The sequence below is a fragment of the Flavobacterium sp. genome (assembly GCF_024710485.1).
Taxonomy (GTDB): domain Bacteria; phylum Bacteroidota; class Bacteroidia; order Flavobacteriales; family Flavobacteriaceae; genus Flavobacterium.
Genome location: NZ_JANJUQ010000045.1, coordinates 63,077 through 86,860, shown reverse-complemented (window position 1 = coordinate 86,860; position 23,784 = coordinate 63,077). Strand labels below are relative to the sequence as shown.

Genomic DNA, 23,784 nt, shown 5'->3' with positions numbered 1-23,784 from the left:
AATTAAGCTACTGCTTTTCTATTTTTACCACTTTTCATCAATCCGTCATAGTGTTTATTCAATAAATAAGAATTTATTTGTTGAATAGTGTCAATAGCAACTCCCACCATAATAATTAGTGAAGTACCACCATAGAACATTGCCCAAGATTGTTGCACATCAAGACTAACAACAATAGCTGGGAACACAGCGATTAATGCTAAAAATAATGAGCCCGGGAATGTTATAAGAGACATGATCTTATCTAAGAAATCTGCCGTTTCTACACCAGGTTTAACACCAGGAATAAAACCACCGCTTCTTTTTAAATCATCTGCCATTTTATTGGTCGGAACTGTAATTGCCGTGTAGAAGAAGGTGAAAATCAAAATCAACAAAGCAAAAACAAAGTTGTACCAAAATCCGAACATATTACTGAATGTACCGGCAATAGACTGGGAAGTTTCAGAATTTGAAAGACCTGCTAAAGCAGCCGGAATAAACATAATAGCTTGTGCGAAGATGATTGGCATAACTCCTGCAGAATTCAATTTTAACGGAATCCATTGTCTGTTTCCACCCATCATGTCTTGTTCGAAATCTCCGGTGGTTGTACGACGAGCGTATTGTACCGGAATTTTTCTAACTGCCATTACTAATAATACACAAGCGATGATTACTAACAACCATACTACTATTTCGAAAACCAACACCATTGGTCCACCATTGTTATTAGTAACCTTAGAGGTGAATTCTTGAATTAATGCTTGCGGTAATCTGGCTAAGATACCTACCATGATTAACAAGGAAATACCGTTACCTATACCTTTATCAGTAATTTTTTCACCTAACCACATGGAGAAAATAGTACCCGTAGTTAAAATTAATACTGACGAGAAAAGAAATTGGAATGAATCAATTGGCAAAAGGAAAGCATTGCCCGGAAGGGTTGAATGCAAGTTATATAAATAACCAGGTCCTTGTACTAATGTAATGGCTATAGTTAACCATCTGGTGATCTGATTCAATTTCTTTCTACCGCTTTCTCCGTCTTTTTGCAATTTTTGCAGGTAAGGGATAGCGATACCCATTAATTGAACAACAATTGAAGCTGAGATGTAAGGCATGATACCTAAAGCAAAAACTGATGCTTTAGAGAAAGCTCCTCCGGTAAACATATCCAGTATTGAACCAATACCATTTTCTGTTTGATCGGCTAAGTTTTCCAACTGAGTTGCATCAATGCCCGGCAAAGTTACATGCGCACCAAATCGATAAACCAATAACAAACCGAGCGTAAACACGATTCTGTTTCTTAGTTCTTCTATTTTCCAAACATTATTTAATGATTCAAAAAATTTCTTCATTGTAATATCAATTATAAGGTTACAGCTTCACCACCGGCAGCTTCAATAGCCGCTTTTGCAGTAGCAGTAAACTTGTGAGCAGTTACTTTTAATTTTGCTTTTAATTCTCCTCTGCCTAAAATCTTAACAACTTCAGTTTTGGTAGCTAAACGATTTTCAACCAACACTGCAAAATCTACAGTATCTGTTACGATTCCGTTATCTACTAAAGCTTGAAGTGTATCAAGATTTACTCCTTGATATTCTACTCTGTTAATGTTCTTGAAACCAAACTTAGGCACACGTCTTTGAAGTGGCATTTGACCTCCTTCAAAACCAATCTTTTTAGAGTAACCTGAACGAGATTTAGCTCCTTTGTGTCCACGTGCAGCAGTACCACCTTTTCCAGAACCTTCTCCTCTACCTACTCTTTTATTTTGATTGTGTGTTGAACCTTCAGCCGGTTGTAAGTTACTTAAATTCATAACTATGATGATTTATTATTTAACTTCCTCAACGGAAACTAAGTGTTTAACTTTATTTATCATTCCAAGGATAGCCGGATTTGAATCATGCTCCACAACTTGTCCCATTCTACGAAGACCTAAAGCTTCCAATCCTCTTTTTTGGGTAAGAGGACAGTTGATTTTGCTTCTAACTTGTTTTACTAATAATTTAGCCATAATTTCCTTGAATTAACCTTTAAAAACTTTCTCTAAAGAAATACCTCTCTGTTTGGCAACAGTAACGGCACTTCTCATTTGCAATAAAGCATCAAAAGTTGCTTTAACTACGTTATGAGGGTTTGATGAACCTTGAGATTTTGACAATACGTCGTGAACCCCAACTGACTCCAATACCGCACGTACAGCACCACCGGCAATAACTCCGGTACCGTGAGACGCAGGCATTAAATATACAGCAGCTCCACCAAATTTTCCTTTTTGTTCGTGAGGTACAGATTGACCACTTAACGGAATTCTAACTAAGTTTTTCTTTGCATCTTCTACTGCTTTAGCAATAGCTTCAGAAACATCTTTAGATTTTCCTAATCCGTGACCAACTACACCATTCTCATCACCTACAACCACGATAGCAGAAAACCCGAAAGCTCTACCTCCTTTGGTTACTTTGGTAACACGATTTACACTTACCAAACGATCTTTTAATTCAAGACCGCTAGGTTTTACTAATTCTACATTTTTGTATTTAGACATAATATATTAGAATTTAAGTCCAGCGGCTCTTGCGCCTTCAGCTAATGATTTAATACGACCGTGGTACAAATAACCTCCTCTGTCGAAAGTTACTTCTGTAATACCGGCTTTTAACGCTTTTTCGGCAGCAAGTTTTCCAACAGCAGCAGCGATTTCAACGTTAGTACCTTTTAGATCAACTCCTTTATCTTTTGATGAAGCAGCTAATAAAGTAACTCCATTCACATCATCAATGAGTTGCGCATAGATTTCTTTATTACTTCTGAACACAGATAATCTTGGTTTAGCAGCAGTACCGCTAACAATCTTTCTGATTCTGAATTTAATTCTTTGTCTTCTTTCAGTTTTTGTTAATGACATAATGCTAATTTTTACGCTGATTTACCTGCTTTTCTTCTTAATACTTCACCAACAAACTTAACTCCTTTTCCTTTGTAAGGTTCAGGCTTACGGAAACCTCTGATTTTGGCAGAAATTAATCCTAAAAGTTGTTTATCGTGAGACGTCAACTTAACGATTGGGTTTTTCCCTTTTTCAGAAATCGTTTCCAATTTTACTTCAGGAGCTACTTCTAAAACGATATTATGTGAAAAACCTAAGGCTAAGTCTAATTTTTGACCTTGATTAGAAGCTCTGTAACCTACTCCAACCAATTCTAATTCTTTTGTAAAACCATCAGATACTCCTACAATCATATTGTTGATTAAGGCTCTGTATAATCCGTGTTTTGCTCTGTGTTCTTTATTATCAGAAGATCTTTCAACGATTACTTGACCTTCTTCAACTTTTACTGTTACATCTGAGTACTCTTGTGAAAGTTGACCTAATTTTCCTTTTACAGTAACTGTAGTAGCGTTTACATCAACAGTTACACCTGCAGGAATCGAAATTGGATTTTTACCTATTCTTGACATTGTTTAACTGTTTTTTAGTATACGTAACAAATTACTTCTCCACCAACATTTAATTGCTTAGCTTGTTTACCGGTCATCAAACCTTTTGAAGTGGAAACGATAGCAATTCCTAATCCGTTAAGGATTCTAGGTAGTTTTGCAGCACCTGCATATTTACGTAAACCTGGTTTACTAATTCTTTGGATATCTTTAATTACCGGCTCTTTAGTATCTTTATCATACTTCAAAGCGATTTTGATGGTACCTTGTACAGTACTGTCATCAAACTTGTAGCTCAAGATATATCCTTGATCGAATAAAATCTTCGTGATTTCTTTTTTCAAGTTAGAAGCCGGGATTTCTACCACTTTGTGGTTAGCCATCACTGCATTTCTAACTCTCGTAAGATAATCTGCAATTGGATCTGTATACATATTTATTAAAATTCGGCAACGGTTTTCAAAAGAAACTATTCCCCTGAACCTGAAGCCATTAAACTCAATTTTTAAAGCAGATAATTGCACGTTACCGGCAAAAATCCGGCAAATGTACAATTATCTGCTGAAATTCCAACTATTACCAGCTGGCTTTTTTTACTCCCGGGATCAATCCTTGGTTTGCCATTTCACGGAAAGTAACACGCGAAATACCAAATTGTCTCATATATCCTCTTGGTCTACCTGTTAATTTGCAACGATTGTGCATACGAACCGGTGAAGCATTTTTTGGTAATTTTTGTAAACCTTCATAATCTCCGGCTTCTAATAAAGCCTTTCTTTTTTCAGCGTACTTTGCTACCGTATTAGCTCTTTTAACCTCACGGGCTTTCATTGATTCTTTAGCCATGTCTTAATTCTTTTTAAAAGGTAAACCTAATTCAGCCAATAATGACTTTGCTTCTTTATCTGTTTTTGCAGAAGTTACGAAAGTTATATCCAATCCGGAGATTTTGTTTACTTTGTCGATATCAATCTCAGGGAAAATGATTTGCTCAGTTACCCCTAAGTTGTAGTTACCTCTTCCGTCAAAACCTGTAGCTTTGATACCGTTAAAATCTCTTACACGTGGTAAAGAAGATGTAATCAATCTGTCTAAGAACTCATACATTCTTTCACCTCTAAGGGTTACTTTAGCACCGATTGGCATGCCTTTTCTCAATTTGAAAGACGCAACGTCTTTTTTGGAAATAGTAGCTACTGCTTTTTGACCGGTAACTTTAGTTAACTCTTCTACTGCATAATCTACTAATTTTTTATCAGACACTGCAGCACCAACGCCACGGCTTAAAACGATTTTTTCCAATTTTGGAACTTGCATCACGTTTTTATAACCGAATTCTTCTTTAAGGGCAGCAATTACTCTGTCCTTATATTCTTGTTTAAGTCTAGGTGTATAAGCCATAACTATAATACTTGATTAGATTTTTTTGAAAATCTCACTTTCTTATCTCCTTCAACCTTGATTCCAACCTTAGTTGCGCTTTTTGATTTTGGATCAATTAAGGCAATATTGGAAATATGAATAGGAGCTTCTTTCTTAACAATGCCTCCTTGAGGGTTTTTAGCACTCGGCTTAGTGTGTTTAGACACCATATTTACCCCTTCAACGATGGCTTTGTTTTTTTCACGGTCAACGCGTAAAACTTTACCTTCAGCACCTTTGTGGTCACCTGCGATAACTTTTACTACATCTCCTGATTTTATTTTTAGCTTTATCATCTTACTAACGAATTAAAGCACTTCTGGTGCTAATGATACAATTTTCATGAATTGTTTTTCACGAAGTTCTCTTGCAACCGGACCAAAAACACGAGTTCCTCTCATTTCTCCTGCTGCATTCAAAAGAACACAAGCATTATCGTCGAAACGGATGTAAGAACCATCGGCTCTTCTCACTTCTTTTTTGGTACGCACAACAACTGCAGTAGAAACAGCACCTTTTTTTACGTTTCCGTTTGGTGTTGCATCTTTAATTGACACTACAATTTTATCTCCAACAGAGGCATAACGACGTTTCGTTCCTCCTAAAACACGGATAGTCAAAACTTCTTTGGCTCCTGTGTTATCTGCTACTTTTAATCTTGATTCCTGTTGTACCATAATTACTTCGCTCTTTCAATGATTTCAACTAATCTCCAACATTTGGTTTTTGATAAAGGTCTTGTTTCCATGATCTTTACGGTATCACCAATGTTACAGTCATTTGTTTCGTCGTGTGCATGAAACTTTTTAGTTTTCAATACGAACTTACCATATAACGGGTGTTTTACTCTGGTTACTTGTGCCACAACAATAGACTTGTCCATTTTGTTTGACGTAACAACACCAATTCTTTCTTTTCTTAAATTTCTTTTTTCCATCTTTTCAGCTAGCATACAATTATTGTAACTCTCTTTTAGTTAGCTCAGTTGCTACTCTAGCAACAGCTCTTCGGGCACTTCTGATTTGAAGTGGATTGGCGATTGGAGAAATAGCATGTGTAGATTTTAAATCCATATAAACTTTTCTCAACTCAGTAAGTTTCACTTGCAACTCAGCTGCAGACAGATTGATAATTTCTGATTGTTTCATAATATTTTTTTGATTATGCTTCGAAATCTCTAGCAACTACAAACTTAGTTTTAACTGGAAGTTTTTGAGCAGCTAAACGCAAAGCTTCTTTAGCAACTGATAGTGGCACGCCACCTACTTCAAACATGATTTTTCCTGGTTTAACTACAGCTGCCCAATATTCAACAGCTCCTTTTCCTTTACCCATACGAACCTCTAGAGGTTTTTTGGTAATTGGTTTATCCGGGAAAATTTTAATCCATAATTGTCCTTCTCTCTTCATGAAACGAGTTGCAGCGATACGCGCAGCCTCGATTTGACGTGAAGTTAAGAACATTCCGGTTTCATGTACTGATTTAATTCCAAACATTCCATTAGAAAGCTCGTGTCCTCTTTGAGAAACACCTTTCATTCTACCCTTCTGTACCTTACGGTATTTTGTTCTTTTAGGTTGTAACATCTTTCTTTAGTTTAAAATTACTTTCTTTTACGAGCTCCTGGTTTTCCGTTTGATTTTCCACCACGTGGAGCATCATTTTTTCCACCACCTTGACCGGCTTGTTTTTTGTCCATGCCTACTAATGGAGATAGATCTCTTTTTCCGTAAACCTCACCTTTCATGATCCATACTTTGATACCCATTCTACCATAAGTAGTATGAGCTTCACCTAAAGCATAATCAATATCGGCTCTGAAAGTTGATAGAGGAATTCTTCCTTCTTTGAATTGCTCAGAACGTGCCATTTCAGCTCCATTCAAACGACCAGAGATCAAAACTTTGATACCTTCTGCATTCATACGCATTGCTGCAGCGATAGCCATTTTAATAGCTCTTCTGTATGAAATACGGCTCTCGATTTGACGAGCGATACTTGTTGCAACTAAATAAGCATCTAACTCTGGTCTTTTAATTTCAAAGATGTTAATTTGAACCTCTTTGTCAGTAACTTTCTTAAGTTCTTCTTTTAACTTGTCTACCTCTTGACCGCCTTTACCAATAATGATACCTGGACGAGCCGTAGTGATAGTAACGGTTACAAGTTTCAAAGTTCTCTCGATAATTACTTTTGACACACTAGCTTTTGATAAACGAGCGTGGATGTACTTTCTGATTTTATAATCTTCGGCGATTTTATCACCGTAATCATTTCCACCATACCAGTTTGAATCCCATCCTCTGATGATACCAAGGCGATTTCCAATTGGATTTGTCTTTTGTCCCATACTGTTTATTAATTACTTTGTGTGTTATCTAATTGTCCCAACACGATAGTTACGTGGTTAGAACGTTTTCTAATTCTGTGTGCTCTTCCTTGTGGAGCCGGACGAAGTCTTTTCAACATCATCCCGCCGTCTACACGGATTTCTTTAACAAATAAGCCTGCTTCCGCTACATTACCTTCAGCATTTTTCTGTTCCCAGTTGTTGATAGCTGATAATAATAGTTTTTCTAATTTGCGTGAAGCTTCTTTTGAGCTAAATCTTAAAATATTTAAAGCTCTTTCCACTTTCTGACCTCTTACCAAGTCTGCTACTAAGCGCATTTTTCTAGGTGAAGTAGGGCAGTTATTTAATTTAGCAAAGGCAATAGACTTGTTAGCCTCTTTTCTTGCGTCTGCAGTTTCTCTTTTACGAACTCCCATTGCTTCTTATTTTTTACCTTTATTTTTTGCTCCAGCATGACCTCTAAAAGATCTTGTTGGTGAAAACTCTCCTAATTTATGTCCTACCATGTTCTCAGTTACATAAACCGGAACAAATTGACGACCATTGTGAACTGCGATAGTTTGTCCTACGAAGTCCGGTGTAATCATTGAAGCTCTAGACCAAGTCTTAACTACTCCTTTATTACCTCCGGCAATATTTTCCTGAACTTTTTTATCTAATTTATAGTGAACAAATGGTCCTTTTTTTAATGAACGTGCCATGTCTATCTAATTATTTCTTTCTGCGTTCTACAATATACTTGTTGCTCGGGTTAACTTTAGAACGAGTTCTGTAACCTTTAGCCGGTAAACCTTTTCTAGAACGTGGGTGACCTCCAGATGAACGTCCTTCACCACCTCCCATTGGGTGATCTACTGGGTTCATTGCTACCGGTCTTGTTCTTGGTCTTCTACCTAACCATCTGCTTCTACCTGCTTTACCAGATACGATTAATTGGTGATCAGAGTTAGAAACAGCTCCAATAGTTGCTGAACAAGTCAACAAGATTAATCTTGTTTCACCTGAAGGCATTTTAATAGTAGCATATTTTCCGTCTCTTGCCATTAATTGAGCAAATGTACCTGCAGAACGAGCAATAACCGCTCCTTGTCCAGGACGCAATTCAATACAAGAAATAACAGTTCCCAATGGAATTTTGCTCAAAGGCAAAGTATTTCCGATTTCAGGAGCTGCACCTTCACCAGACACAACTGTTTGTCCTACTTGTAATCCGTTTTGAGCAACAATATAGGTTTTCTCCCCATCTGCATACCACAATAACGCGATAAAAGCTGTTCTGTTTGGATCGTACTCGATAGATTTCACTGTAGCAGGGATTCCCACTTTAGTTCTTTTGAAATCAATGATACGATACCTCTGTTTGTGACCACCGCCTGTATAACGCATGGTCATTTTTCCTTGACTATTTCTACCTCCTGAGTTTTTTATCGGTGCTAACAAAGAGCGCTCCGGCTTATCAGTTGTAATGGCGTCAAAACCATTCACAACTCTAAAACGCTGACCCGGGGTAATAGGTTTTAATTTTCTAACTGACATTTTCTATTAGATATTATTATAAAAATCTATTGTTTCTCCTTCTTTTACTTGAACAACTGCTTTTTTATAAGCATTTGTTTTACCGCTGATCAATCCGCTTTTTGTATATTTTACGGTTCTGTCAGCTCTGTAGTTCATCGTGTTCACATCTACAACAGTAATTCCATAAGCAGCCTCTACAGCTTTCTTAATTTGAACTTTGTTGGCTTTTTTGTCAACAACAAAACCAAAACGATTAAAAACCTCACCTTCTTTGGTGATTTTTTCAGTAATGATAGGTTTAATAATGATACTCATGGCCTGTTATTTACTTAAGTTTTCAACAATTCCTTCTAATGAACCCTCAGATAACACTAAATTATTAGCGTTTAATATAGCATAAGTGCTTAATTCTGAATTAGTTACAACACTAGAGGCTTTTAAATTGCGTGACGACAAATATACATTTTTATTTAAATCACCCAACACGAACAATGATTTTTTGTTCTCTAACCCTAAAGCTTTCAAAACGTTAATGAAATTTTTAGTGTTTGGTGTTTCAAAATTGAAGTCTTCCACAACAACTAAATTTGACTCTTTTACTTTTAAAGACAAAGCTGATTTACGAGCCAATCTTTTTAAAGTTTTGTTCAATTTGAAAGAGTAGCTTCTTGGTCTTGGACCGAAAACTGTTCCTCCACCTTTGAACAATGGACTCTTTTTAGATCCTGCACGAGCAGTACCTGTACCTTTTTGCTTTTTAATCTTACGAGTACTTCCGGCAACTTCAGCTCTTTCTTTAGCTTTGTGGTTACCTTGTCTTTGATTGGCTAAGTATTGCTTAACATCAAGATATACTGCGTGATTATTTGGCTCAATGCCGAATACTGAATCAGAAAGTTCAACTTTTCTTCCAGTATCTTTTCCGTTGATATCTAAAACTTTTACTTCCATTACTTCTGAATGATTACATAAGAGTTTTTGTGTCCAGGAATAGCACCTTTAACCACAAGTAGGTTCTTTTCAGCCACTACTTTCAAAACTCTAAGATTTTGTACTTTTACATTATCTCCTCCCATTCTTCCAGCCATACGCATCCCTTTGAATACACGTGATGGATAAGAAGATGCCCCGACAGATCCCGGCGCTCTTAAACGGTTGTGTTGACCATGTGTGGATTGTCCAACCCCACCAAAACCGTGACGTTTTACAACCCCTTGGAAACCTTTACCTTTTGATACACCCTGTACATCAACAAATTCTCCTTCGCTGAATACTTCCACAGTGATATTATCACCTAATTTGTAGTTTTCTTCAAATCCTTGGAATTCAACGACTTTTTTCTTAGCAGAAGTACCCGCTTTTTTAAAGTGACCTAAATCAGCTTTTGTAGCGTGTTTTTCTGATTTGTCATCGAAACCAAGTTGAAGAGCCTCATACCCGTCAACCTCTTTGGTTCTGACTTGGGTAACGACACATGGACCAGCTTCGATTACTGTACAAGGAATGTTTTTCCCGTTTTCATCAAAGATGCTTGTCATGCCGATTTTTTTTCCAATTAACCCAGACATATTAAACTTATTTTAAATTACTAATTTTTTGAAAAGGGCATACTACCCCAATCGAGCGTGCAAAAGTATAATAATTATTTTAGAATGCAAACTATTGATTATCCTTTTTTTAAGATTTTTTTAAACTAATCCCAAAACCACTAAAACCGGTTAAAACAGACTAAAAAAACAATACACCGAAACACTCAAATAAAAAAACCGCCTCGTTCACTAAACGAGACGGATTTAATTTTAGATCATACTAGAATCAGACTTTGATTTCCACTTCTACACCACTAGGCAATTCAAGCTTCATTAAAGCATCAATTGTTTTTGATGAAGAACTGTAGATATCCAATAATCTTTTGTATGAACTTACTTCGAACTGCTCTCTCGCTTTTTTATTCACGTGTGGAGAACGCAATACAGTAAATATTTTTTTGTGCGTAGGTAACGGAATTGGACCTGTTACAACAGCACCTGTGCTTTTCACAGTTTTTACGATTTTCTCAGCTGATTTATCCACCAACATGTGATCGTAAGACTTTAATTTTATTCTAATTTTTTGACTCATCTTGATAAAAATTAAGCGTTACCTTTTGCTTTTTTAATTACTTCTTCAGAAATGTTAGAAGGAGTTTGTTCGTAGTGAGAGAACTCCATAGTAGAGGTTGCTCTACCAGAAGATAATGTTCTTAATGTAGTTACATAACCGAACATCTCTGATAACGGAACGTGTGCCTTAATTGTTTTAGCACCTGCTCTGTCACCCATATCATTTACTTGACCTCTTCTTCTATTCAAATCTCCCACGATATCTCCCATATTTTCTTCAGGAGTAATCACTTCGATTTTCATGATTGGCTCAAGAATTACAGCTCCGGCAGCCTTAGCCACTTCTTTGTAACCCATTTTAGCAGCCAACTCGAAAGAAAGCGCATCAGAATCTACCGGGTGGTAAGAACCATCCAATAAAGTTACCTTCAAACTATCCACAGTGTAACCAGCTAAAGGACCTGTTTTCATAGCTTCTCTGAATCCTTTTTCAACAGCCGGGATAAATTCCTTAGGTACGTTACCTCCTTTTACCTCGTTAACGAATTGTAATCCTACAAAAGGCTTACCGTCAACTAAATCAGCAGGCTCCAAACGGAATACGATATCACCAAATTTACCACGTCCACCCGATTGTTTTTTGTAAACTTCTCTATGTTGTGCAGATTTAGTGAATGCTTCTTTGTACTCAACTTGAGGTTCACCTTGGTTCACTTCAACTTTGAATTCACGTTTCATACGATCAACAAGGATATCTAAGTGTAACTCACCCATACCTGAGATAATCGTTTGACCTGAAGCTTCATCAGTTCTAACAGTAAACGTTGGATCCTCTTCGGCCAATTTAGCCAAAGCCATACCCATTTTATCAACGTCAGCTTTAGTTTTAGGCTCAATAGCGATACCGATTACCGGATCTGGGAATTTCATTGACTCAAGGATAATCGGATGCTTCTCATCACACATCGTATCTCCTGTTTTGATGTCTTTAAATCCAACTGCCGCACCAATATCTCCTGCCTCGATGTACTCGATTGGATTTTGCTTGTTAGCGTGCATTTGGTAGATACGAGAAATTCTTTCTTTGTTTCCTGAACGAGTGTTCAAAATATACGACCCAGCATCTAAACGACCTGAGTAAGCACGGAAGAAAGCCAAACGACCAACATAAGGGTCTGTTGCAATCTTAAATGCCAAAGCAGCAAACGGCTCTTTTACATCAGGACGACGAATAACTTTCTTTTGATCTTCTTCTAATAAATCTTTATCATCAGGGTGAATACCTTCAATACCTTCTTTATCTAATGGAGATGGCAAATATTTACAAACAGCATCCAACATGAACTGAACTCCTTTGTTTTTGAATGAAGATCCACATAACATAGGAATGATAGCCATATCGATAGTAGCCGCACGTAAAGCCTTATTGATTTCTTCTTCAGTAATAGAATTCTCATCTTCCATGTACTTGTCTAACAAGTTCTCATCATAAGTAGCAATTTCCTCGATAAGTTTTGAGCGATATTCTTTCACTTCATCAACCATATCAGCAGGAATATCAACAACATCAAAAGTAGCTCCCTGTGTATCATCATGCCAAATGATAGCTTGATTTTTCACTAAGTCAACCACCCCTTTGAAATCTTGCTCCTCACCAATCGGCAAAGTAATAGCTACTGCATTTGATTTCAACATGTCTTTTACTTGTTGACAAACACCCAAGAAGTTAGAACCTTGACGGTCCATTTTGTTTACAAATCCCATACGAGGAACTCTGTACTGATCTGCTAATCTCCAGTTGGTTTCAGATTGAGGCTCAACACCGTCAACCGCACTAAACAAGAACACTAAACCATCTAATACACGAAGGGAACGGTTCACCTCTACGGTAAAATCTACGTGTCCCGGAGTATCGATAATATTGAAGTGGTAAGCCTTAGATTCAGGAATAGCTTTTCCTTGAACAGTTGGGAAATTCCACTCACAAGTAGTAGCGGCAGAAGTAATTGTAATACCTCTTTCCGCTTCTTGTTCCATCCAGTCCATAGTTGAAGCTCCGTCATGAACTTCTCCAATCTTATGGGTTTTACCTGTATAAAATAAGATACGCTCTGTTGTTGTTGTTTTACCAGCATCAATGTGAGCTGCAATACCTATATTTCTAGTATATTTTAAATCTCTAGCCATTTCTTAAATATTAAAATCTAAAGTGAGAGAATGCTTTGTTTGCTTCTGCCATTTTGTGAGTATCCATTCTCTTTTTAACAGCAGCACCTTCTTCTTTAGCCGCGGCTAAGATTTCAGAAGCTAATTTTGCAGCCATTGACTTTTCATTTCTTTTGCGAGCGTAAAGGATCATCCATTTCATCGCCATTGAAATTTTTCTGTCCGGTCTGATCTGCATCGGAATTTGGAAAGTCGCCCCACCTACACGACGAGAACGAACCTCTACGTGCGGCATAACATTGGTTAATGCATCTTTCCATACTTCTAATGAAGTTTTCTCATCATTGTTCTTTTTCGTTTCTACGATATCAATAGCATCGTAAAACACTTTAAAAGCTGTTGATTTCTTACCATCCCACATTAAGTTGTTCACAAAACGGGTAACCAATTGATCATTAAACCTTGGATCTGGTAAAAGAGGTCTTTTTTTGGCCTGTCTTTTTCTCATGTCTTTTCTTTAAAAGTTTTTAAATTACTTTTTAGCTTCTTTTGGGCGTTTAGCACCGTACTTAGATCTTCTTTGTGTTCTTCCTGCTACACCTGAGGTATCAAGCGCACCACGCACAATGTGGTATCTAACTCCCGGTAAATCTTTTACCCTTCCGCCTCTCACTAATACTATCGAGTGCTCTTGTAAATTGTGTCCTTCTCCAGGGATGTAAGCATTCACCTCATTCCCGTTAGTCAAACGTACACGCGCAACTTTACGCATCGCAGAGTTTGGCTTTTTAGGAGTAGTAGTGTAAACACGCGTACAAACACCTCTTCTTTGAGGACAAGAATCTAAAGCAACCGATTTACTCTTCTTAGTGATTTGAGTTCTTCCTGTTCTTACTAATTGTTGAATTGTTGGCATAATTAAATACTAAAATTTCTTTATTTATTAAATTCCCTTTTTTTAGGGGTTGCAAATGTAGTAATTATTTTTATCGAAACAAATCATAATTAATTAATTTTCAAATAGATTCTTTTTCGATTCAATTAACCGCAATAAAAAGATATTTTTTACGTTATTTTGAAGCAAAGTCCAATCGCTTGAAAAAGTTTTTTTTTCTTTTTGCCTTCTTCATTATTAGCGGAAATATCTCTGCCCAAAGCTTGCATTTAAAAATCTTAGGTCAAAATGAAGCAGAAAACAAAATCATTGACAGCATCGGTTACGAAAGAAAACATAAAAACATCAAATCGGTTAACAACACCAATGTTTTACTACTGGAAAAATTAAACAAAACAGGATACTTAGACAGTCAAATCATCGAAACCTACAAACCCAACGACTCTGTTTTACAATTCAAATACAGCCTCGGAACAAGAATAAAGTATGCACGCATATATATAGGTATAAATTTTCAAGATTTCATACCCAAAAATTACCTTGCAAAAAAAGACACTCTGACGCTTCCATTTGACCAAACAGAAACATTCCTTTCAGAAATCATTACGAAATTAGAAACTTCGGGTTTTTCTATGGCTAAAGCAACCCTGATTAATGTCATCAAAAAAGACGATATAATCACCGCCGACCTGAACTTAAATAAAGAAACCCAAAGAACCATCAACGATATTGTCATCAATGGCTACCCAAAATTTCCGGTTAGCCACAAAAAAAATATTTTACGCCTTTATCGAAATAAAACTTTCAACCAAAAAAGTGTAGAAAAAATTTATGCCGACTTTGAAAAGTACCGCTTTATAAAACAATCCAAATACCCTGAGATTTTATTCACCAAAGACTCCACCAAAATTTACATTTATCCGGAAAAAGCCAAACCCAATACCTTCGATGGCTACTTGGGATTCACCAATGACGACAAAGAGAAACTAGTAGTAAGTGGCTACTTAGATTTAGTCTTGAGCAATATCTTAAATTCCGGAGAAAAAATTGCACTCTATTGGAAAAGCGACGGTCAAGACCAAAAAACTTTCAACCTAGGATTGGAGCTGCCCTACATTTTCAAAAGTCCTCTTGGCTTGAAAGCAGAATTAAACATCTTCAAGCAAGACAGCACCTTCCAAAACACCAGAACCAACATAGAATTGGGATACTTTTTTAATTACAACACACGCGCTTATCTGGGATATCAATCTACCGAATCAAGCGATATACAAAACACCAACTCAACATCTATTAGTGATTACGAAAACTCGTTTGTTACTGCTTCATTTGAATTCGCCGCCTTTTCAAACCAAGATTTTTTATTTCCTGAAAAAACCAATCTGCATCTAAAAATCGGCACTGGAAAGAGGGACTCAAAACTCAACAGTAACGAGCAATTTTTCAGCAGTCTACTTATTAAACATAATTTTTACTTGAATCCCAAGAACATTATCAACATCAAATCACAAAACTTCTATTTGCGTAGCGGTGATTACATCATCAATGAACTTTATCGTTTTGGCGGAATCAACTCCGTTAGAGGCTTTAATGAAAACAGCCTGCAAGCCAATACTTTTACATCCTTACTAACCGAGTATCGCTATTTGGCAACTTCTAATCTTTACGTACACACCATAATTGATTACGGCTATATGGCAGACAATGTATCTAATGTTAAAGAAAATTTACTGGGCTTAGGCTTAGGATTTGGACTTTTAACTCAAAACGGTCTTTTTAACATTATTTACGCCAATGGAAGCACCAAAAACCAAACCGCAAAACTCTCCAATTCCATTGTACATATCAGCTTTAAGGCCAATTTCTAAAAGTTTAAAATTTTAAGAATAAATTTTAAGAATTCTTTAGGATTTTTAAGATTTTTTTAAGACTTTTGGTTAACTAATTATAACCAAATTAAATAATGAAAACAAAGTTAAATGGATTCTTGACGCTATTCATAGCGTTATTGGTGCAAATTTCTTTTGCACAAGAAAGGATTGTAACCGGTGTTGTTACCGACAACAGCGGCTTACCAATTCCGGGAGTTAATGTTCTTGTTAAAGGAACTAAACTGGGAACTCAAACCGATTTCGACGGTAAGTTTTCCATCAGCGCCTCTCCAACGCAAACTCTTATTTTTAATTATGTTGGTATGAAGTCGCAAGAAATTGTAGCCTCATCAACAACAATTAATGTAAAAATGAAAGATGATGCAGTTGAATTGGAAGGTGTTGTAGTAACTGCTTTGGGGATCAAAAGAGAGAAAAAATCTCTCGGATACTCCACTCAAGAAGTAAAAGGATCTGATGTATCTGACACACCTATCACCAACTTCGCGGATGCTTTATCCGGAGAAATCGCTGGTTTAGATGTTCAATCCACAGGAACACTAGGAGGTTCCTCAAACATCATCATCAGAGGTTACAATTCGATTTCAGGTTCTAACCAAGCACTAGTTATTATTGACGGAACTCCGGTATTGAATGACACCAACAACTCTGCGGACCAAAGAACAGGTCGCGGGGGGTATGACTATGGGAATGCCGCAATGGACATCAATCCTGACGACATTGAAAGCATTAACGTATTGAAAGGAGCAGCGGCTACCGCATTATATGGTTCAAGAGCCTCCAATGGTGCCTTAATTATTACCACCAAAAAAGGCAAAAAAGGGGAAGGAATCGGAGTTAGTTTTACAAGTTCAATTACAGCAGGAACTGTAGACAGTAAAACCTTACCAAGATATCAAAACAAATACGGAGCCGGTTACGGACCTTATTATGATGACCCAAGCGGATACTTCAGTTACTTCGATATCAACGGAGATGCTACCAACGACTTAGTGGTTCCTTTTACTGAAGACGCTTCTTATGGAGCTGCATTTGATCCGAATTTATTAGTATACCAATGGACTTCTATCTTCCCGCAATTACCAGGTTATCTTCAACCTACTCCATGGGTTGCCGGGAAAAACAACCCTAACTCAGTATTCGAAACAGCTTTGACTAAAACCAATTCCGTTTCATTCGGAAAAAGTACAGACAAAGGTAGTTTCCGTATGGGATTCACTAATAAAATCCAAGAGGGAGTTATGCCTAATAGTGAAATTAAAAGAAACACTATTACCTTTGCTGGTTCTCAAAACTTAACTGATAAACTAAGTGCTTCAGTTGACTTCTCATACACCAACAACATAGGAAAAGGAAGAAACGGGACCGGTTATGACGGTAACAACCCAATGCAAGCTTTCAGACAATGGTGGCAAACTAACGTTGACCTTGGCCAACAAAAAGACGCTTTCTTCAGTACAGGAGAAAACATTACTTGGAATGTAAATTCAGTTTCAGATTTGTCTCCAATCTATACAGACAACGTTTACTGGGTACTCTACAGAAACTACCAATCTGACAGTAGAGACCGCTACACCGGAAACTTCAAATTAGATCAAAAAATCAACAATTGGTTGAGTTTAATGGGAAGATTTACTTTTGACTCCTTCAGTGAAATCAGAGAAGAGAGAACCGACGTAGGTTCAGCTAATGTTTCTCGATACAATGTGGTAAACAGAAAAGCCTCTGAGCTAAACTACGATTTAATGGCTAATATGAATTACGATATTAACAGCGATTTAAATATAAACGGTTTAGTTGGTTTCAACTTAAGAGTAAATAAATTAAACTCTTTAGAAGCGGAAACCAATGGAGGTTTAGTAACACAAGGATTGTTTACATTATCAAACTCTGTTAACCCACTAACATCTGAAGACTATAATAAGATAGATTACACTAAAAAAGTAGATGGTGTATTTGCTAAGGTAGGCTTAGGATATAAAGGAACTTATTATTTAGATGTAACAGGAAGAAGAGATAGATCTTCCTCTTTACCGGTTAAGAATAATACTTATTTCTACCCATCAGTTTCTACAAGTATTATTTTCTCCAATTTACTCAAACAAGATTGGTTAACTTTTGGTAAATTCAGAGCAAATTACGCTGTTGTAGGTAACGACACTGACCCTTATCAAGTATTCAATACTTATGGTGTAGGTGCTTCTTTCAACGGTGCTGCTACAGCTAGTAACCCATCTTTCTTCAACAATCCAAATTTAAGATCTGAAGAAAGTCAAGATATCGAGTTAGGTTTAGAATTACAATTATTCAAAAATCGTTTAGGCTTAGACTTTTCCTACTACAGCAGAAAAACAGTTGATTTGATTACTCCAATAGCAGTTTCATCAGGAACTGGAGCCACAAACTTATGGTTAAACGGTGCTGATATGGAAAACAAAGGGATTGAATTGGTTTTAAACGGAAAACCAATCAAAACAGAAGATTTCTCTTGGGACATTAAAATCAACTACGCTAAAAACAGAAGTGAAGTTACTCGTTTAGCTGAAGGTGTTGAATTCATCCAATTGGCTTCAGTTCAAGGAGGTGTAACCTTAGGTGCTGCTTTAGGCGAGCCTTTCGGTGTTATCAGAGGTAGAGATTTTATATATGGTGATAACGGGCAACCAATGGTTTGGAGTCCAAACGATCCAGACTTACCTTCTGCAGGCTGGATAGGTATGTATAAAAGAACTTCTTCAAGTAATGAAGTTATCGGAAACATCAATCCGGATTGGACTGGAGGAATTAAGAATACTTTCAAATACAAAAATATTAGTTTAGGCTTCTTGATTGATATTCAAAAAGGTGGTGATGTATTTTCACTTGACACCTATTATGGTTATGCCACTGGTCTGTATGATTTTACAGCTGGCACTAATCACCTTGGAAATCCTGTTCGTGATGCTGTAGCCGATGGTGGAGGTGTAATTTTACCAGGTGTATTATTTGATGGCACCCAAAATACAGTAGTAGCTGATGCAACAACCTATGCTAACCCGTGGGGATATGTAAGAACGCCACAAGCATCTCATGTGTACGATGCTTCATTTGTTAAATTGAGAGAAGTAAGTCTTACTTACAACTTCTCAGACAAAATAGCCAAACGCTTGTTCATGCAAAACCTTTCTTTATCTGTAATTGGTAGAAACCTATGGATTATCCACAAAAACGTTCCTTATGCCGACCCTGAAGCTGGTTTAAGCGCCGGTAACATTCAAGGATACCAATCTGGAAGTTACCCTGCCATTAAAGAAATTGGAGCTAGCCTTAAATTTGAATTTTAAAAAAAAATGATATGAAAAAATATTTGTTTTTATTTACATCTGTACTGCTTGTTAGCTGTGCGAATGATGATAAATATGAGGATATCAACCGAGATCCTAACAATCCGACTCAAGTATCTGCTGATGCCTTATTCACATCTGCAACCAAGAGTTTGTTTGACCAAATGGAAAGCACAAACGTGAATACTAATGTATTCCGCTTGTTTGCACAATATTGGACAGAAACAACGTATGTTGACGAAAGTAACTACGATTTAGTAACACGTAACATTCCATCCAATCATTGGACTGAAATGTATTCCAATGTTCTTTATGACTTAAAAGATGCTAAATCAATGGCCGATACCGATAACAAAAAGGCGATGATTGAAGTATTAGAAGTATATACTTGGCAACAATTGGTAGATACTTTTGGAGATATTCCATATTCTGCTGCTTTACAAGGTTCTGCTGAACCTACACCTGCTTATGACAATGATACCGACATCTATGCCGATTTATTGGTTAGAATCAATGCGGCTATTGCCATGTTTGACGCAAGTGGCGAAGCCGGTTTCGTTTCTTCTGATGTAATCTATGGCGGTAATATCAGCCAATGGGAAAAATTTGCCAATACCGTAAAATTGAAATTAGCCATGAGAATGGCCGATGTTAACAATACATCAGCGCAACAAGCGGCACAACAAGCGGTTACTAGCGGAGTGTTTACTTCAAATGCAGACAATGCAATCATACAATACCTAGGCTCTACTCCGAACACAAATCCATTGTGGGTTGATTTAGTACAATCAGGAAGAAGTGACTTCGTAGTAGCTAACACTATTGTTGATTACATGAACAACCTTTCTGACCCAAGAAGAGCGATATTCTTTGATGATAATATCCCGGGCTATCTAGGTGGACCTTACGGTGAAAACAACTCATTCTCACAATACACACACATTGGTGACGTGATGCATGATCCAACGTTCCGTGGTGTTTTGTTAGATTACGCTGAAGTAGAATTCTTGTTGGCTGAAGCTTCTGAAAGAGGATACAGCGTTGGCGGTACTGCCGAATCACACTACAATGCTGCTATCACCGCTTCAATGGAAGACTGGGGCGTATCATCTGTTGATGCTGCTGCTTATTTAGCTAATCCAAGTGTTGCTTACAGCACTGCTGCCGGAACATGGAGACAAAAAATTGGTCTTCAATTCTGGATTGCTATGTACAACCGTGGATTTGAAGGATGGTGTGTTTACAGAAAATACGACGCCCCTGTGATGAACTTGGCCGCTATTTCTGAATTACCAGTTCCAAAAAGATACACTTATCCGTTACGCGAGCAAACTCTTAATGGCACTAACCATGCTGCCGCTGCTGCCGCTATCGGAGGTGACGAACTAGATACTCCGGTATTCTGGGATGTCAATAACGGAGGTGGTGCCAGAATGGCAAGAAGATAATTCCGAAACCACTCAAACGAAATTAAACCACCAGTTTTCACTGGTGGTTTTTTTATATCTTTGCACCATGGAAAAAGAAAATCAAATCTTCGGTATCAGAGCGATTATTGAAGCCGTTAACGCTAACAAAGAAATAGACAAAGTCTTTATTCAAACCGATGCGCAAGGCGAATTGATGCAAGAACTGCTCAAAACCCTAAAAAAAAACAGCATCAATTTCTCATACGTTCCCGTAGAAAAACTCAATCGTTTAACCGCTAACAACCACCAAGGGGCTGTGGCAACCATTGCTCCTATCTCATTTGTCAACTTAGAAACCCTAGTGGATAGCGTTGTGGAAAGCGGCAAAACACCTTTATTCTTAATCCTCGACCAACTCAGCGATGCCCGAAATTTCGGCGCCATTATCAGAACTGCCGAATGTACAGGCGTCGATGGTATCATTGTCCAAAAAACCGGTTCCGCTCCTGTAAACGGCGACACCGTAAAAACCTCTGCCGGAGCCGTTTTCAATGTGCCGATTTGCAAAGTTGATCACATCAAAGACGCCATTTTTTACCTGCAAGGCAGCGGCATCAAAACCGTAGCCGCCACCGAAAAAACCGAAGACAGCCTATACAGTCTAAACCTCAATGAACCTGTTGCCATCATCATGGGTAGCGAAGACCGCGGCATCAACCCGTCGGTGTTGAAAATTGTAGATGAAAAAGCCAAATTGCCTATGTTCGGTACTATCGGTTCCTTAAATGTTTCTGTAGCCTGCGGCGCCTTTCTTTACGAAACAGTTCGTCAAAGACAATAATCACCTCTCTTATATTTAATATTTAATATCTAAAATTTAATATTAAAAGCGAAAGGCTCGGGATTTATCCCAAATCCTTGTTCCCGCTTTACGCGCTACATGGTAGCTGCTCCACACGAGCGTAGCGAACTGCCGAAGGAATCGGGGCTAAAGAACTACCTATTCGGCCGACTTGTTATCGTCTGTCGCTGCTTTGTAGGTGTAAACGTAATGTATTGTAGTTGCAGGAGTTTCTGCTTCAATTTCCTCCGGTTCCGGCGTATTGACAAAGTTGCCGTTCTCATCAAAATGCTTCATAAACATATCGTCCTCCGGATTAAAATCGGGTTGCTCCCACTCGTACTGTATCGCTTTTTTATAATCGGGTGTTTTAAAGATAGCCGCAAAAACAAAACCGGTCAGGAATCCGGCCAAATGGCCTTCCCAGGAAATTTGTCGGTCAACCTCAGGAAACACATACCAAATCATGCCGCCGTACAACATCACCACCGTAAGCGATAACGCCATGAGTCGGTAATACTGTGTCATCATGCCTTTAAAGAAAATAAAAGACACCAACACATAAATCAAACCGCTGGCACCAATGTGATAGGATTCGCGACCAATAACCCAAGTGATCAATCCGGAAAATAAAATACCGTAAACCAACACCTTGAGTGAGATATCGCGGTAAAAATAGATCAGCGCCGCTGTTAAAATAAACAACGGAAACGTATTGTTGGCTATGTGATTCAAATCGCCGTGCAAAAACGGACTCAACACTACGCCGTGCAAACCTTCCAAAGTTCGAGGATAAATGCCGTGTGTGGTCCAATCGAGATTGAAGCGATCTTCCGCTAAGAAAACGCTCCATAACACCAATACCAAAAAAAACGGCACTATCCATACCGAAGGCGTAAACTTAAAATGATGCTGATCGTTCATAGACTTAAAATAACGCATTTGACTTGTCAAAAACACCGCCAAGATAAAAATAGTGCTAATTTGTCAGTTTAAGGTATTTTTTAAAAAGTTTAAAAGAAGCCTTTCGTTTGTGTTTAGCCCCGATGGGAGAAGTTACCGTGTAACTCGGACAGCGGGAACACGGTGCAAAAAATGCCCGAACGTTTGGCTCCTAAACTTCATAAAAATTGTATTTTTACCGCATGGAAGCACCTTTGGCAGAACGCATCAGACCACAGCGACTGGAAGACTACATCAGTCAGTTACACTTGGTAGGCGAAAACGGTTCGTTAACCCAGCAAATTGCTCGCGGCGTTATTCCGTCGATGATTTTTTGGGGTTCACCGGGCACGGGCAAAACCACTTTGGCGCAGATTATAGCCAAGCAAAGCAACCGTCCGTTTTACGAGTTAAGCGCCATTAACAGTGGTGTGAAAGACATCCGCGACGTGATTGAAAAAGCGAAACAAAGCGGCGGCTTGTTTACCGCCAAAAACCCGATTTTGTTTATAGACGAGATCCATCGTTTCAGCAAATCACAACAAGATTCTTTGCTGGCAGCCGTGGAAAAAGGTTGGGTAACGCTCATAGGTGCTACGACTGAGAACCCAAGTTTTGAGGTGATTCCCGCTTTGTTGTCACGTTGTCAGGTGTATATTTTGAATCCGTTTTCCAAGGAAGACTTATTGGCTTTGTTGCACCGCGCGATGAAGGAAGACAAAATCATTTCCGCTAAAAAAATCAAATTAAAAGAAACCGAAGCCTTACTGCGACTTTCGGGCGGTGACGGACGCAAACTATTGAATATTTTTGAACTCGTGGTCAACGCCAGCCCTGAAGGTCAAATTACAATTACCAACGACAAAGTATTGGAATTGGTGCAGCAAAACACTGTGTTGTACGACAAAACCGGAGAACAACATTACGACATTGTTTCGGCTTTTATCAAATCCATCCGCGGTAGTGACCCGAATGGCGCTGTTTATTGGCTGGCGCGCATGATTGAAGGTGGCGAAGATGTGAAATTCATCGCCCGTAGAATGTTAATTTTATCCAGTGAAGATATCGGCAATGCCAATCCGACGGCGTTTATTATGGCGAACAATACCTTCCAAGCCGTTTCCACCATTGGCTACCCGGAGAGCCGAATTATATTGAGTCAGTGTGCGATTTATTTAGCCACATCGCCCAAAAGCAATGCGAGTTACATGGCTATAGGCGAAGCGCAAGCTTTGGTGAAGCAAACCGGCGATTTATCGGTACCGATTCATTTGCGCAACGCGCCAACCAAACTGATGAAGGAATTGGGTTATGGCGAAGCATACCAATATTCGCACAACTACACCAATAATTTCTCGGAACAGGAATATTTACCCGATGAAATCAGGAATACAGATTTCTACAAACCGGGAAATAATGCTCGAGAAAACGAAATGCGTACCTTTTTGAAAAATCGTTGGAAAGATAAGTACGGGTATTAGTTTT

The 23,784-nt window shown here is 38.1% G+C and carries 31 protein-coding genes; 5 read left to right on the top strand and 26 right to left on the bottom strand.

What is annotated here, in order from left to right; all coding sequences use genetic code 11:
• Positions 1-2: 2 nt before the first annotated feature.
• The 25 genes from secY to rpsL all read right to left on the bottom strand — a co-directional run bounded on the left by secY (position 3) and on the right by rpsL (position 13,913).
• Entirely contained in the window at positions 3-1,346 is a 1,344-nt protein-coding gene (secY, locus tag Q0M21_RS12080) for a preprotein translocase subunit SecY (protein WP_295338686.1), read from the bottom strand.
• Between the two features lie 11 nt (positions 1,347-1,357).
• Positions 1,358-1,810, bottom strand: a complete 453-nt coding sequence (gene rplO / locus Q0M21_RS12075) for a 50S ribosomal protein L15 (RefSeq protein ID WP_295338683.1) — start codon at positions 1,808-1,810, stop codon at positions 1,358-1,360.
• A 15-nt stretch (positions 1,811-1,825) separates the two neighbouring features.
• A complete protein-coding gene (gene rpmD, locus Q0M21_RS12070; RefSeq protein WP_131476282.1) occupies positions 1,826-2,008 on the bottom strand; it encodes a 50S ribosomal protein L30 in 183 nt (60 codons plus the stop codon).
• 12 nt (positions 2,009-2,020) lie between these two features.
• The gene (gene rpsE / locus Q0M21_RS12065) at positions 2,021-2,545 is read right to left on the bottom strand and encodes a 30S ribosomal protein S5 (RefSeq protein ID WP_171222711.1); all 525 of its coding nucleotides are present in this window, start codon (positions 2,543-2,545) and stop codon (positions 2,021-2,023) included.
• Between the two features lie 3 nt (positions 2,546-2,548).
• Positions 2,549-2,902, bottom strand: coding sequence for a 50S ribosomal protein L18 (gene rplR, locus Q0M21_RS12060; RefSeq protein ID WP_290877988.1), 354 nt, complete (start codon positions 2,900-2,902; stop codon positions 2,549-2,551).
• 11 nt (positions 2,903-2,913) lie between these two features.
• On the bottom strand, positions 2,914-3,456 hold the full coding sequence (gene rplF, locus Q0M21_RS12055; protein ID WP_295338677.1) for a 50S ribosomal protein L6: 543 nt from the start codon (positions 3,454-3,456) through the stop codon (positions 2,914-2,916).
• 14 nt (positions 3,457-3,470) lie between these two features.
• Positions 3,471-3,869 (bottom strand): 30S ribosomal protein S8, encoded by a 399-nt coding sequence (gene rpsH, locus Q0M21_RS12050; protein WP_131476286.1) that lies wholly within the window; start codon positions 3,867-3,869, stop codon positions 3,471-3,473.
• Positions 3,870-4,011: 142 nt separating this feature from the next.
• Positions 4,012-4,281 (bottom strand): 30S ribosomal protein S14, encoded by a 270-nt coding sequence (gene rpsN, locus Q0M21_RS12045; RefSeq protein WP_131476287.1) that lies wholly within the window; start codon positions 4,279-4,281, stop codon positions 4,012-4,014.
• Positions 4,282-4,284: 3 nt separating this feature from the next.
• The gene (rplE, locus tag Q0M21_RS12040; protein ID WP_283239745.1) at positions 4,285-4,836 is read right to left on the bottom strand and encodes a 50S ribosomal protein L5; all 552 of its coding nucleotides are present in this window, start codon (positions 4,834-4,836) and stop codon (positions 4,285-4,287) included.
• 2 nt (positions 4,837-4,838) lie between these two features.
• Positions 4,839-5,153 (bottom strand): 50S ribosomal protein L24, encoded by a 315-nt coding sequence (rplX, locus tag Q0M21_RS12035; protein ID WP_295338667.1) that lies wholly within the window; start codon positions 5,151-5,153, stop codon positions 4,839-4,841.
• Between the two features lie 12 nt (positions 5,154-5,165).
• Positions 5,166-5,534 carry a 50S ribosomal protein L14 gene (rplN, locus tag Q0M21_RS12030; protein WP_007803649.1) on the bottom strand — a complete coding sequence of 123 codons (369 nt, stop codon included), beginning with the start codon at positions 5,532-5,534 and terminating at the stop codon, positions 5,166-5,168.
• Positions 5,535-5,536: 2 nt separating this feature from the next.
• Complete coding sequence (rpsQ, locus tag Q0M21_RS12025; protein ID WP_162128603.1) at positions 5,537-5,794, bottom strand: 30S ribosomal protein S17; 258 nt, start codon at positions 5,792-5,794, stop codon at positions 5,537-5,539.
• 19 nt (positions 5,795-5,813) lie between these two features.
• A complete protein-coding gene (rpmC, locus tag Q0M21_RS12020; protein ID WP_295338661.1) occupies positions 5,814-6,005 on the bottom strand; it encodes a 50S ribosomal protein L29 in 192 nt (63 codons plus the stop codon).
• 13 nt (positions 6,006-6,018) lie between these two features.
• Positions 6,019-6,444, bottom strand: coding sequence for a 50S ribosomal protein L16 (gene rplP / locus Q0M21_RS12015; RefSeq protein WP_131476292.1), 426 nt, complete (start codon positions 6,442-6,444; stop codon positions 6,019-6,021).
• 17 nt (positions 6,445-6,461) lie between these two features.
• Complete coding sequence (gene rpsC, locus Q0M21_RS12010) at positions 6,462-7,208, bottom strand: 30S ribosomal protein S3 (protein ID WP_295338657.1); 747 nt, start codon at positions 7,206-7,208, stop codon at positions 6,462-6,464.
• Between the two features lie 8 nt (positions 7,209-7,216).
• Positions 7,217-7,627 carry a 50S ribosomal protein L22 gene (gene rplV, locus Q0M21_RS12005; RefSeq protein ID WP_188601661.1) on the bottom strand — a complete coding sequence of 137 codons (411 nt, stop codon included), beginning with the start codon at positions 7,625-7,627 and terminating at the stop codon, positions 7,217-7,219.
• Positions 7,628-7,633: 6 nt separating this feature from the next.
• Positions 7,634-7,912 (bottom strand): 30S ribosomal protein S19, encoded by a 279-nt coding sequence (gene rpsS, locus Q0M21_RS12000; protein ID WP_007136562.1) that lies wholly within the window; start codon positions 7,910-7,912, stop codon positions 7,634-7,636.
• 10 nt (positions 7,913-7,922) lie between these two features.
• Positions 7,923-8,747, bottom strand: a complete 825-nt coding sequence (gene rplB / locus Q0M21_RS11995) for a 50S ribosomal protein L2 (RefSeq protein WP_295338649.1) — start codon at positions 8,745-8,747, stop codon at positions 7,923-7,925.
• 6 nt (positions 8,748-8,753) lie between these two features.
• On the bottom strand, positions 8,754-9,044 hold the full coding sequence (gene rplW / locus Q0M21_RS11990) for a 50S ribosomal protein L23 (RefSeq protein ID WP_295338646.1): 291 nt from the start codon (positions 9,042-9,044) through the stop codon (positions 8,754-8,756).
• 6 nt (positions 9,045-9,050) lie between these two features.
• Positions 9,051-9,680, bottom strand: coding sequence for a 50S ribosomal protein L4 (gene rplD, locus Q0M21_RS11985; RefSeq protein WP_295338643.1), 630 nt, complete (start codon positions 9,678-9,680; stop codon positions 9,051-9,053).
• Positions 9,680-10,297 (bottom strand): 50S ribosomal protein L3, encoded by a 618-nt coding sequence (gene rplC, locus Q0M21_RS11980; protein WP_295338639.1) that lies wholly within the window; start codon positions 10,295-10,297, stop codon positions 9,680-9,682. The genes rplD and rplC overlap by 1 nt, the downstream gene beginning before the upstream one ends.
• A 247-nt stretch (positions 10,298-10,544) precedes the next feature.
• On the bottom strand, positions 10,545-10,850 hold the full coding sequence (rpsJ, locus tag Q0M21_RS11975) for a 30S ribosomal protein S10 (RefSeq protein WP_026710316.1): 306 nt from the start codon (positions 10,848-10,850) through the stop codon (positions 10,545-10,547).
• Between the two features lie 11 nt (positions 10,851-10,861).
• Positions 10,862-13,018, bottom strand: coding sequence for an elongation factor G (gene fusA / locus Q0M21_RS11970; protein WP_295338634.1), 2,157 nt, complete (start codon positions 13,016-13,018; stop codon positions 10,862-10,864).
• A 10-nt stretch (positions 13,019-13,028) separates the two neighbouring features.
• Positions 13,029-13,505, bottom strand: coding sequence for a 30S ribosomal protein S7 (gene rpsG / locus Q0M21_RS11965; RefSeq protein ID WP_131476300.1), 477 nt, complete (start codon positions 13,503-13,505; stop codon positions 13,029-13,031).
• A 24-nt stretch (positions 13,506-13,529) separates the two neighbouring features.
• Positions 13,530-13,913: a 30S ribosomal protein S12 gene (rpsL, locus tag Q0M21_RS11960; RefSeq protein WP_007136570.1), complete on the bottom strand. Its 384-nt coding sequence runs from the start codon at positions 13,911-13,913 to the stop codon at positions 13,530-13,532.
• 179 nt (positions 13,914-14,092) lie between these two features.
• On the opposite strand from rpsL, the gene Q0M21_RS11955 reads away from it, so the two are divergent.
• From Q0M21_RS11955 to rlmB, 4 genes are all read left to right on the top strand, one after another.
• Complete coding sequence (locus Q0M21_RS11955) at positions 14,093-15,760, top strand: BamA/TamA family outer membrane protein (protein WP_295338628.1); 1,668 nt, start codon at positions 14,093-14,095, stop codon at positions 15,758-15,760.
• Positions 15,761-15,855: 95 nt separating this feature from the next.
• Complete coding sequence (locus Q0M21_RS11950; RefSeq protein WP_295338626.1) at positions 15,856-19,107, top strand: SusC/RagA family TonB-linked outer membrane protein; 3,252 nt, start codon at positions 15,856-15,858, stop codon at positions 19,105-19,107.
• 11 nt (positions 19,108-19,118) lie between these two features.
• Entirely contained in the window at positions 19,119-20,555 is a 1,437-nt protein-coding gene (locus Q0M21_RS11945; protein ID WP_295338622.1) for a SusD/RagB family nutrient-binding outer membrane lipoprotein, read from the top strand.
• Positions 20,556-20,622: 67 nt separating this feature from the next.
• Positions 20,623-21,357 carry a 23S rRNA (guanosine(2251)-2'-O)-methyltransferase RlmB gene (rlmB, locus tag Q0M21_RS11940; protein WP_295338619.1) on the top strand — a complete coding sequence of 245 codons (735 nt, stop codon included), beginning with the start codon at positions 20,623-20,625 and terminating at the stop codon, positions 21,355-21,357.
• Positions 21,358-21,516: 159 nt separating this feature from the next.
• Here the strand turns inward: rlmB and Q0M21_RS11935 are convergent, their stop codons facing one another.
• Complete coding sequence (locus tag Q0M21_RS11935) at positions 21,517-22,281, bottom strand: rhomboid family intramembrane serine protease (protein WP_295338616.1); 765 nt, start codon at positions 22,279-22,281, stop codon at positions 21,517-21,519.
• Between the two features lie 221 nt (positions 22,282-22,502).
• Here Q0M21_RS11935 and Q0M21_RS11930 point away from each other — a divergent pair, with 221 nt between their 5' ends.
• Positions 22,503-23,780 (top strand): replication-associated recombination protein A, encoded by a 1,278-nt coding sequence (locus tag Q0M21_RS11930; protein ID WP_295338612.1) that lies wholly within the window; start codon positions 22,503-22,505, stop codon positions 23,778-23,780.
• Positions 23,781-23,784: the final 4 nt, after the last annotated feature.

Bases quoted from the DNA above. Each gene is read 5' to 3' on its own strand.
- rpsL (WP_007136570.1), bottom strand. From the start codon at position 13,913: ATGCCAACAATTCAACAATTAGTAAGAACAGGAAGAACTCAAATCACT.
- rpsH (WP_131476286.1), bottom strand. From the start codon at position 3,869: ATGTATACAGATCCAATTGCAGATTATCTTACGAGAGTTAGAAATGCA.
- rpsS (WP_007136562.1), bottom strand. From the start codon at position 7,912: ATGGCACGTTCATTAAAAAAAGGACCATTTGTTCACTATAAATTAGAT.
- rpsQ (WP_162128603.1), bottom strand. From the start codon at position 5,794: ATGGAAAAAAGAAATTTAAGAAAAGAAAGAATTGGTGTTGTTACGTCA.
- rplC (WP_295338639.1), bottom strand. From the start codon at position 10,297: ATGTCTGGGTTAATTGGAAAAAAAATCGGCATGACAAGCATCTTTGAT.
- rplX (WP_295338667.1), bottom strand. From the start codon at position 5,153: ATGATAAAGCTAAAAATAAAATCAGGAGATGTAGTAAAAGTTATCGCA.
- rplE (WP_283239745.1), bottom strand. From the start codon at position 4,836: ATGGCTTATACACCTAGACTTAAACAAGAATATAAGGACAGAGTAATT.
- fusA (WP_295338634.1), bottom strand. From the start codon at position 13,018: ATGGCTAGAGATTTAAAATATACTAGAAATATAGGTATTGCAGCTCAC.
- rplF (WP_295338677.1), bottom strand. From the start codon at position 3,456: ATGTCAAGAATAGGTAAAAATCCAATTTCGATTCCTGCAGGTGTAACT.
- Q0M21_RS11930 (WP_295338612.1), top strand. From the start codon at position 22,503: ATGGAAGCACCTTTGGCAGAACGCATCAGACCACAGCGACTGGAAGAC.
- rplV (WP_188601661.1), bottom strand. From the start codon at position 7,627: ATGGGAGTTCGTAAAAGAGAAACTGCAGACGCAAGAAAAGAGGCTAAC.
- rplD (WP_295338643.1), bottom strand. From the start codon at position 9,680: ATGGAAGTAAAAGTTTTAGATATCAACGGAAAAGATACTGGAAGAAAA.
- rplO (WP_295338683.1), bottom strand. From the start codon at position 1,810: ATGAATTTAAGTAACTTACAACCGGCTGAAGGTTCAACACACAATCAA.
- rpmD (WP_131476282.1), bottom strand. From the start codon at position 2,008: ATGGCTAAATTATTAGTAAAACAAGTTAGAAGCAAAATCAACTGTCCT.
- rpsC (WP_295338657.1), bottom strand. From the start codon at position 7,208: ATGGGACAAAAGACAAATCCAATTGGAAATCGCCTTGGTATCATCAGA.
- rplB (WP_295338649.1), bottom strand. From the start codon at position 8,747: ATGTCAGTTAGAAAATTAAAACCTATTACCCCGGGTCAGCGTTTTAGA.
- rplN (WP_007803649.1), bottom strand. From the start codon at position 5,534: ATGGTACAACAGGAATCAAGATTAAAAGTAGCAGATAACACAGGAGCC.
- rplR (WP_290877988.1), bottom strand. From the start codon at position 2,902: ATGTCATTAACAAAAACTGAAAGAAGACAAAGAATTAAATTCAGAATC.
- rpsG (WP_131476300.1), bottom strand. From the start codon at position 13,505: ATGAGAAAAAGACAGGCCAAAAAAAGACCTCTTTTACCAGATCCAAGG.
- Q0M21_RS11945 (WP_295338622.1), top strand. From the start codon at position 19,119: ATGAAAAAATATTTGTTTTTATTTACATCTGTACTGCTTGTTAGCTGT.
- secY (WP_295338686.1), bottom strand. From the start codon at position 1,346: ATGAAGAAATTTTTTGAATCATTAAATAATGTTTGGAAAATAGAAGAA.
- rpsN (WP_131476287.1), bottom strand. From the start codon at position 4,281: ATGGCTAAAGAATCAATGAAAGCCCGTGAGGTTAAAAGAGCTAATACG.
- rpsJ (WP_026710316.1), bottom strand. From the start codon at position 10,850: ATGAGTCAAAAAATTAGAATAAAATTAAAGTCTTACGATCACATGTTG.
- rlmB (WP_295338619.1), top strand. From the start codon at position 20,623: ATGGAAAAAGAAAATCAAATCTTCGGTATCAGAGCGATTATTGAAGCC.
- rplP (WP_131476292.1), bottom strand. From the start codon at position 6,444: ATGTTACAACCTAAAAGAACAAAATACCGTAAGGTACAGAAGGGTAGA.
- rpmC (WP_295338661.1), bottom strand. From the start codon at position 6,005: ATGAAACAATCAGAAATTATCAATCTGTCTGCAGCTGAGTTGCAAGTG.
- Q0M21_RS11935 (WP_295338616.1), bottom strand. From the start codon at position 22,281: ATGAACGATCAGCATCATTTTAAGTTTACGCCTTCGGTATGGATAGTG.
- Q0M21_RS11950 (WP_295338626.1), top strand. From the start codon at position 15,856: ATGAAAACAAAGTTAAATGGATTCTTGACGCTATTCATAGCGTTATTG.
- rplW (WP_295338646.1), bottom strand. From the start codon at position 9,044: ATGAGTATCATTATTAAACCTATCATTACTGAAAAAATCACCAAAGAA.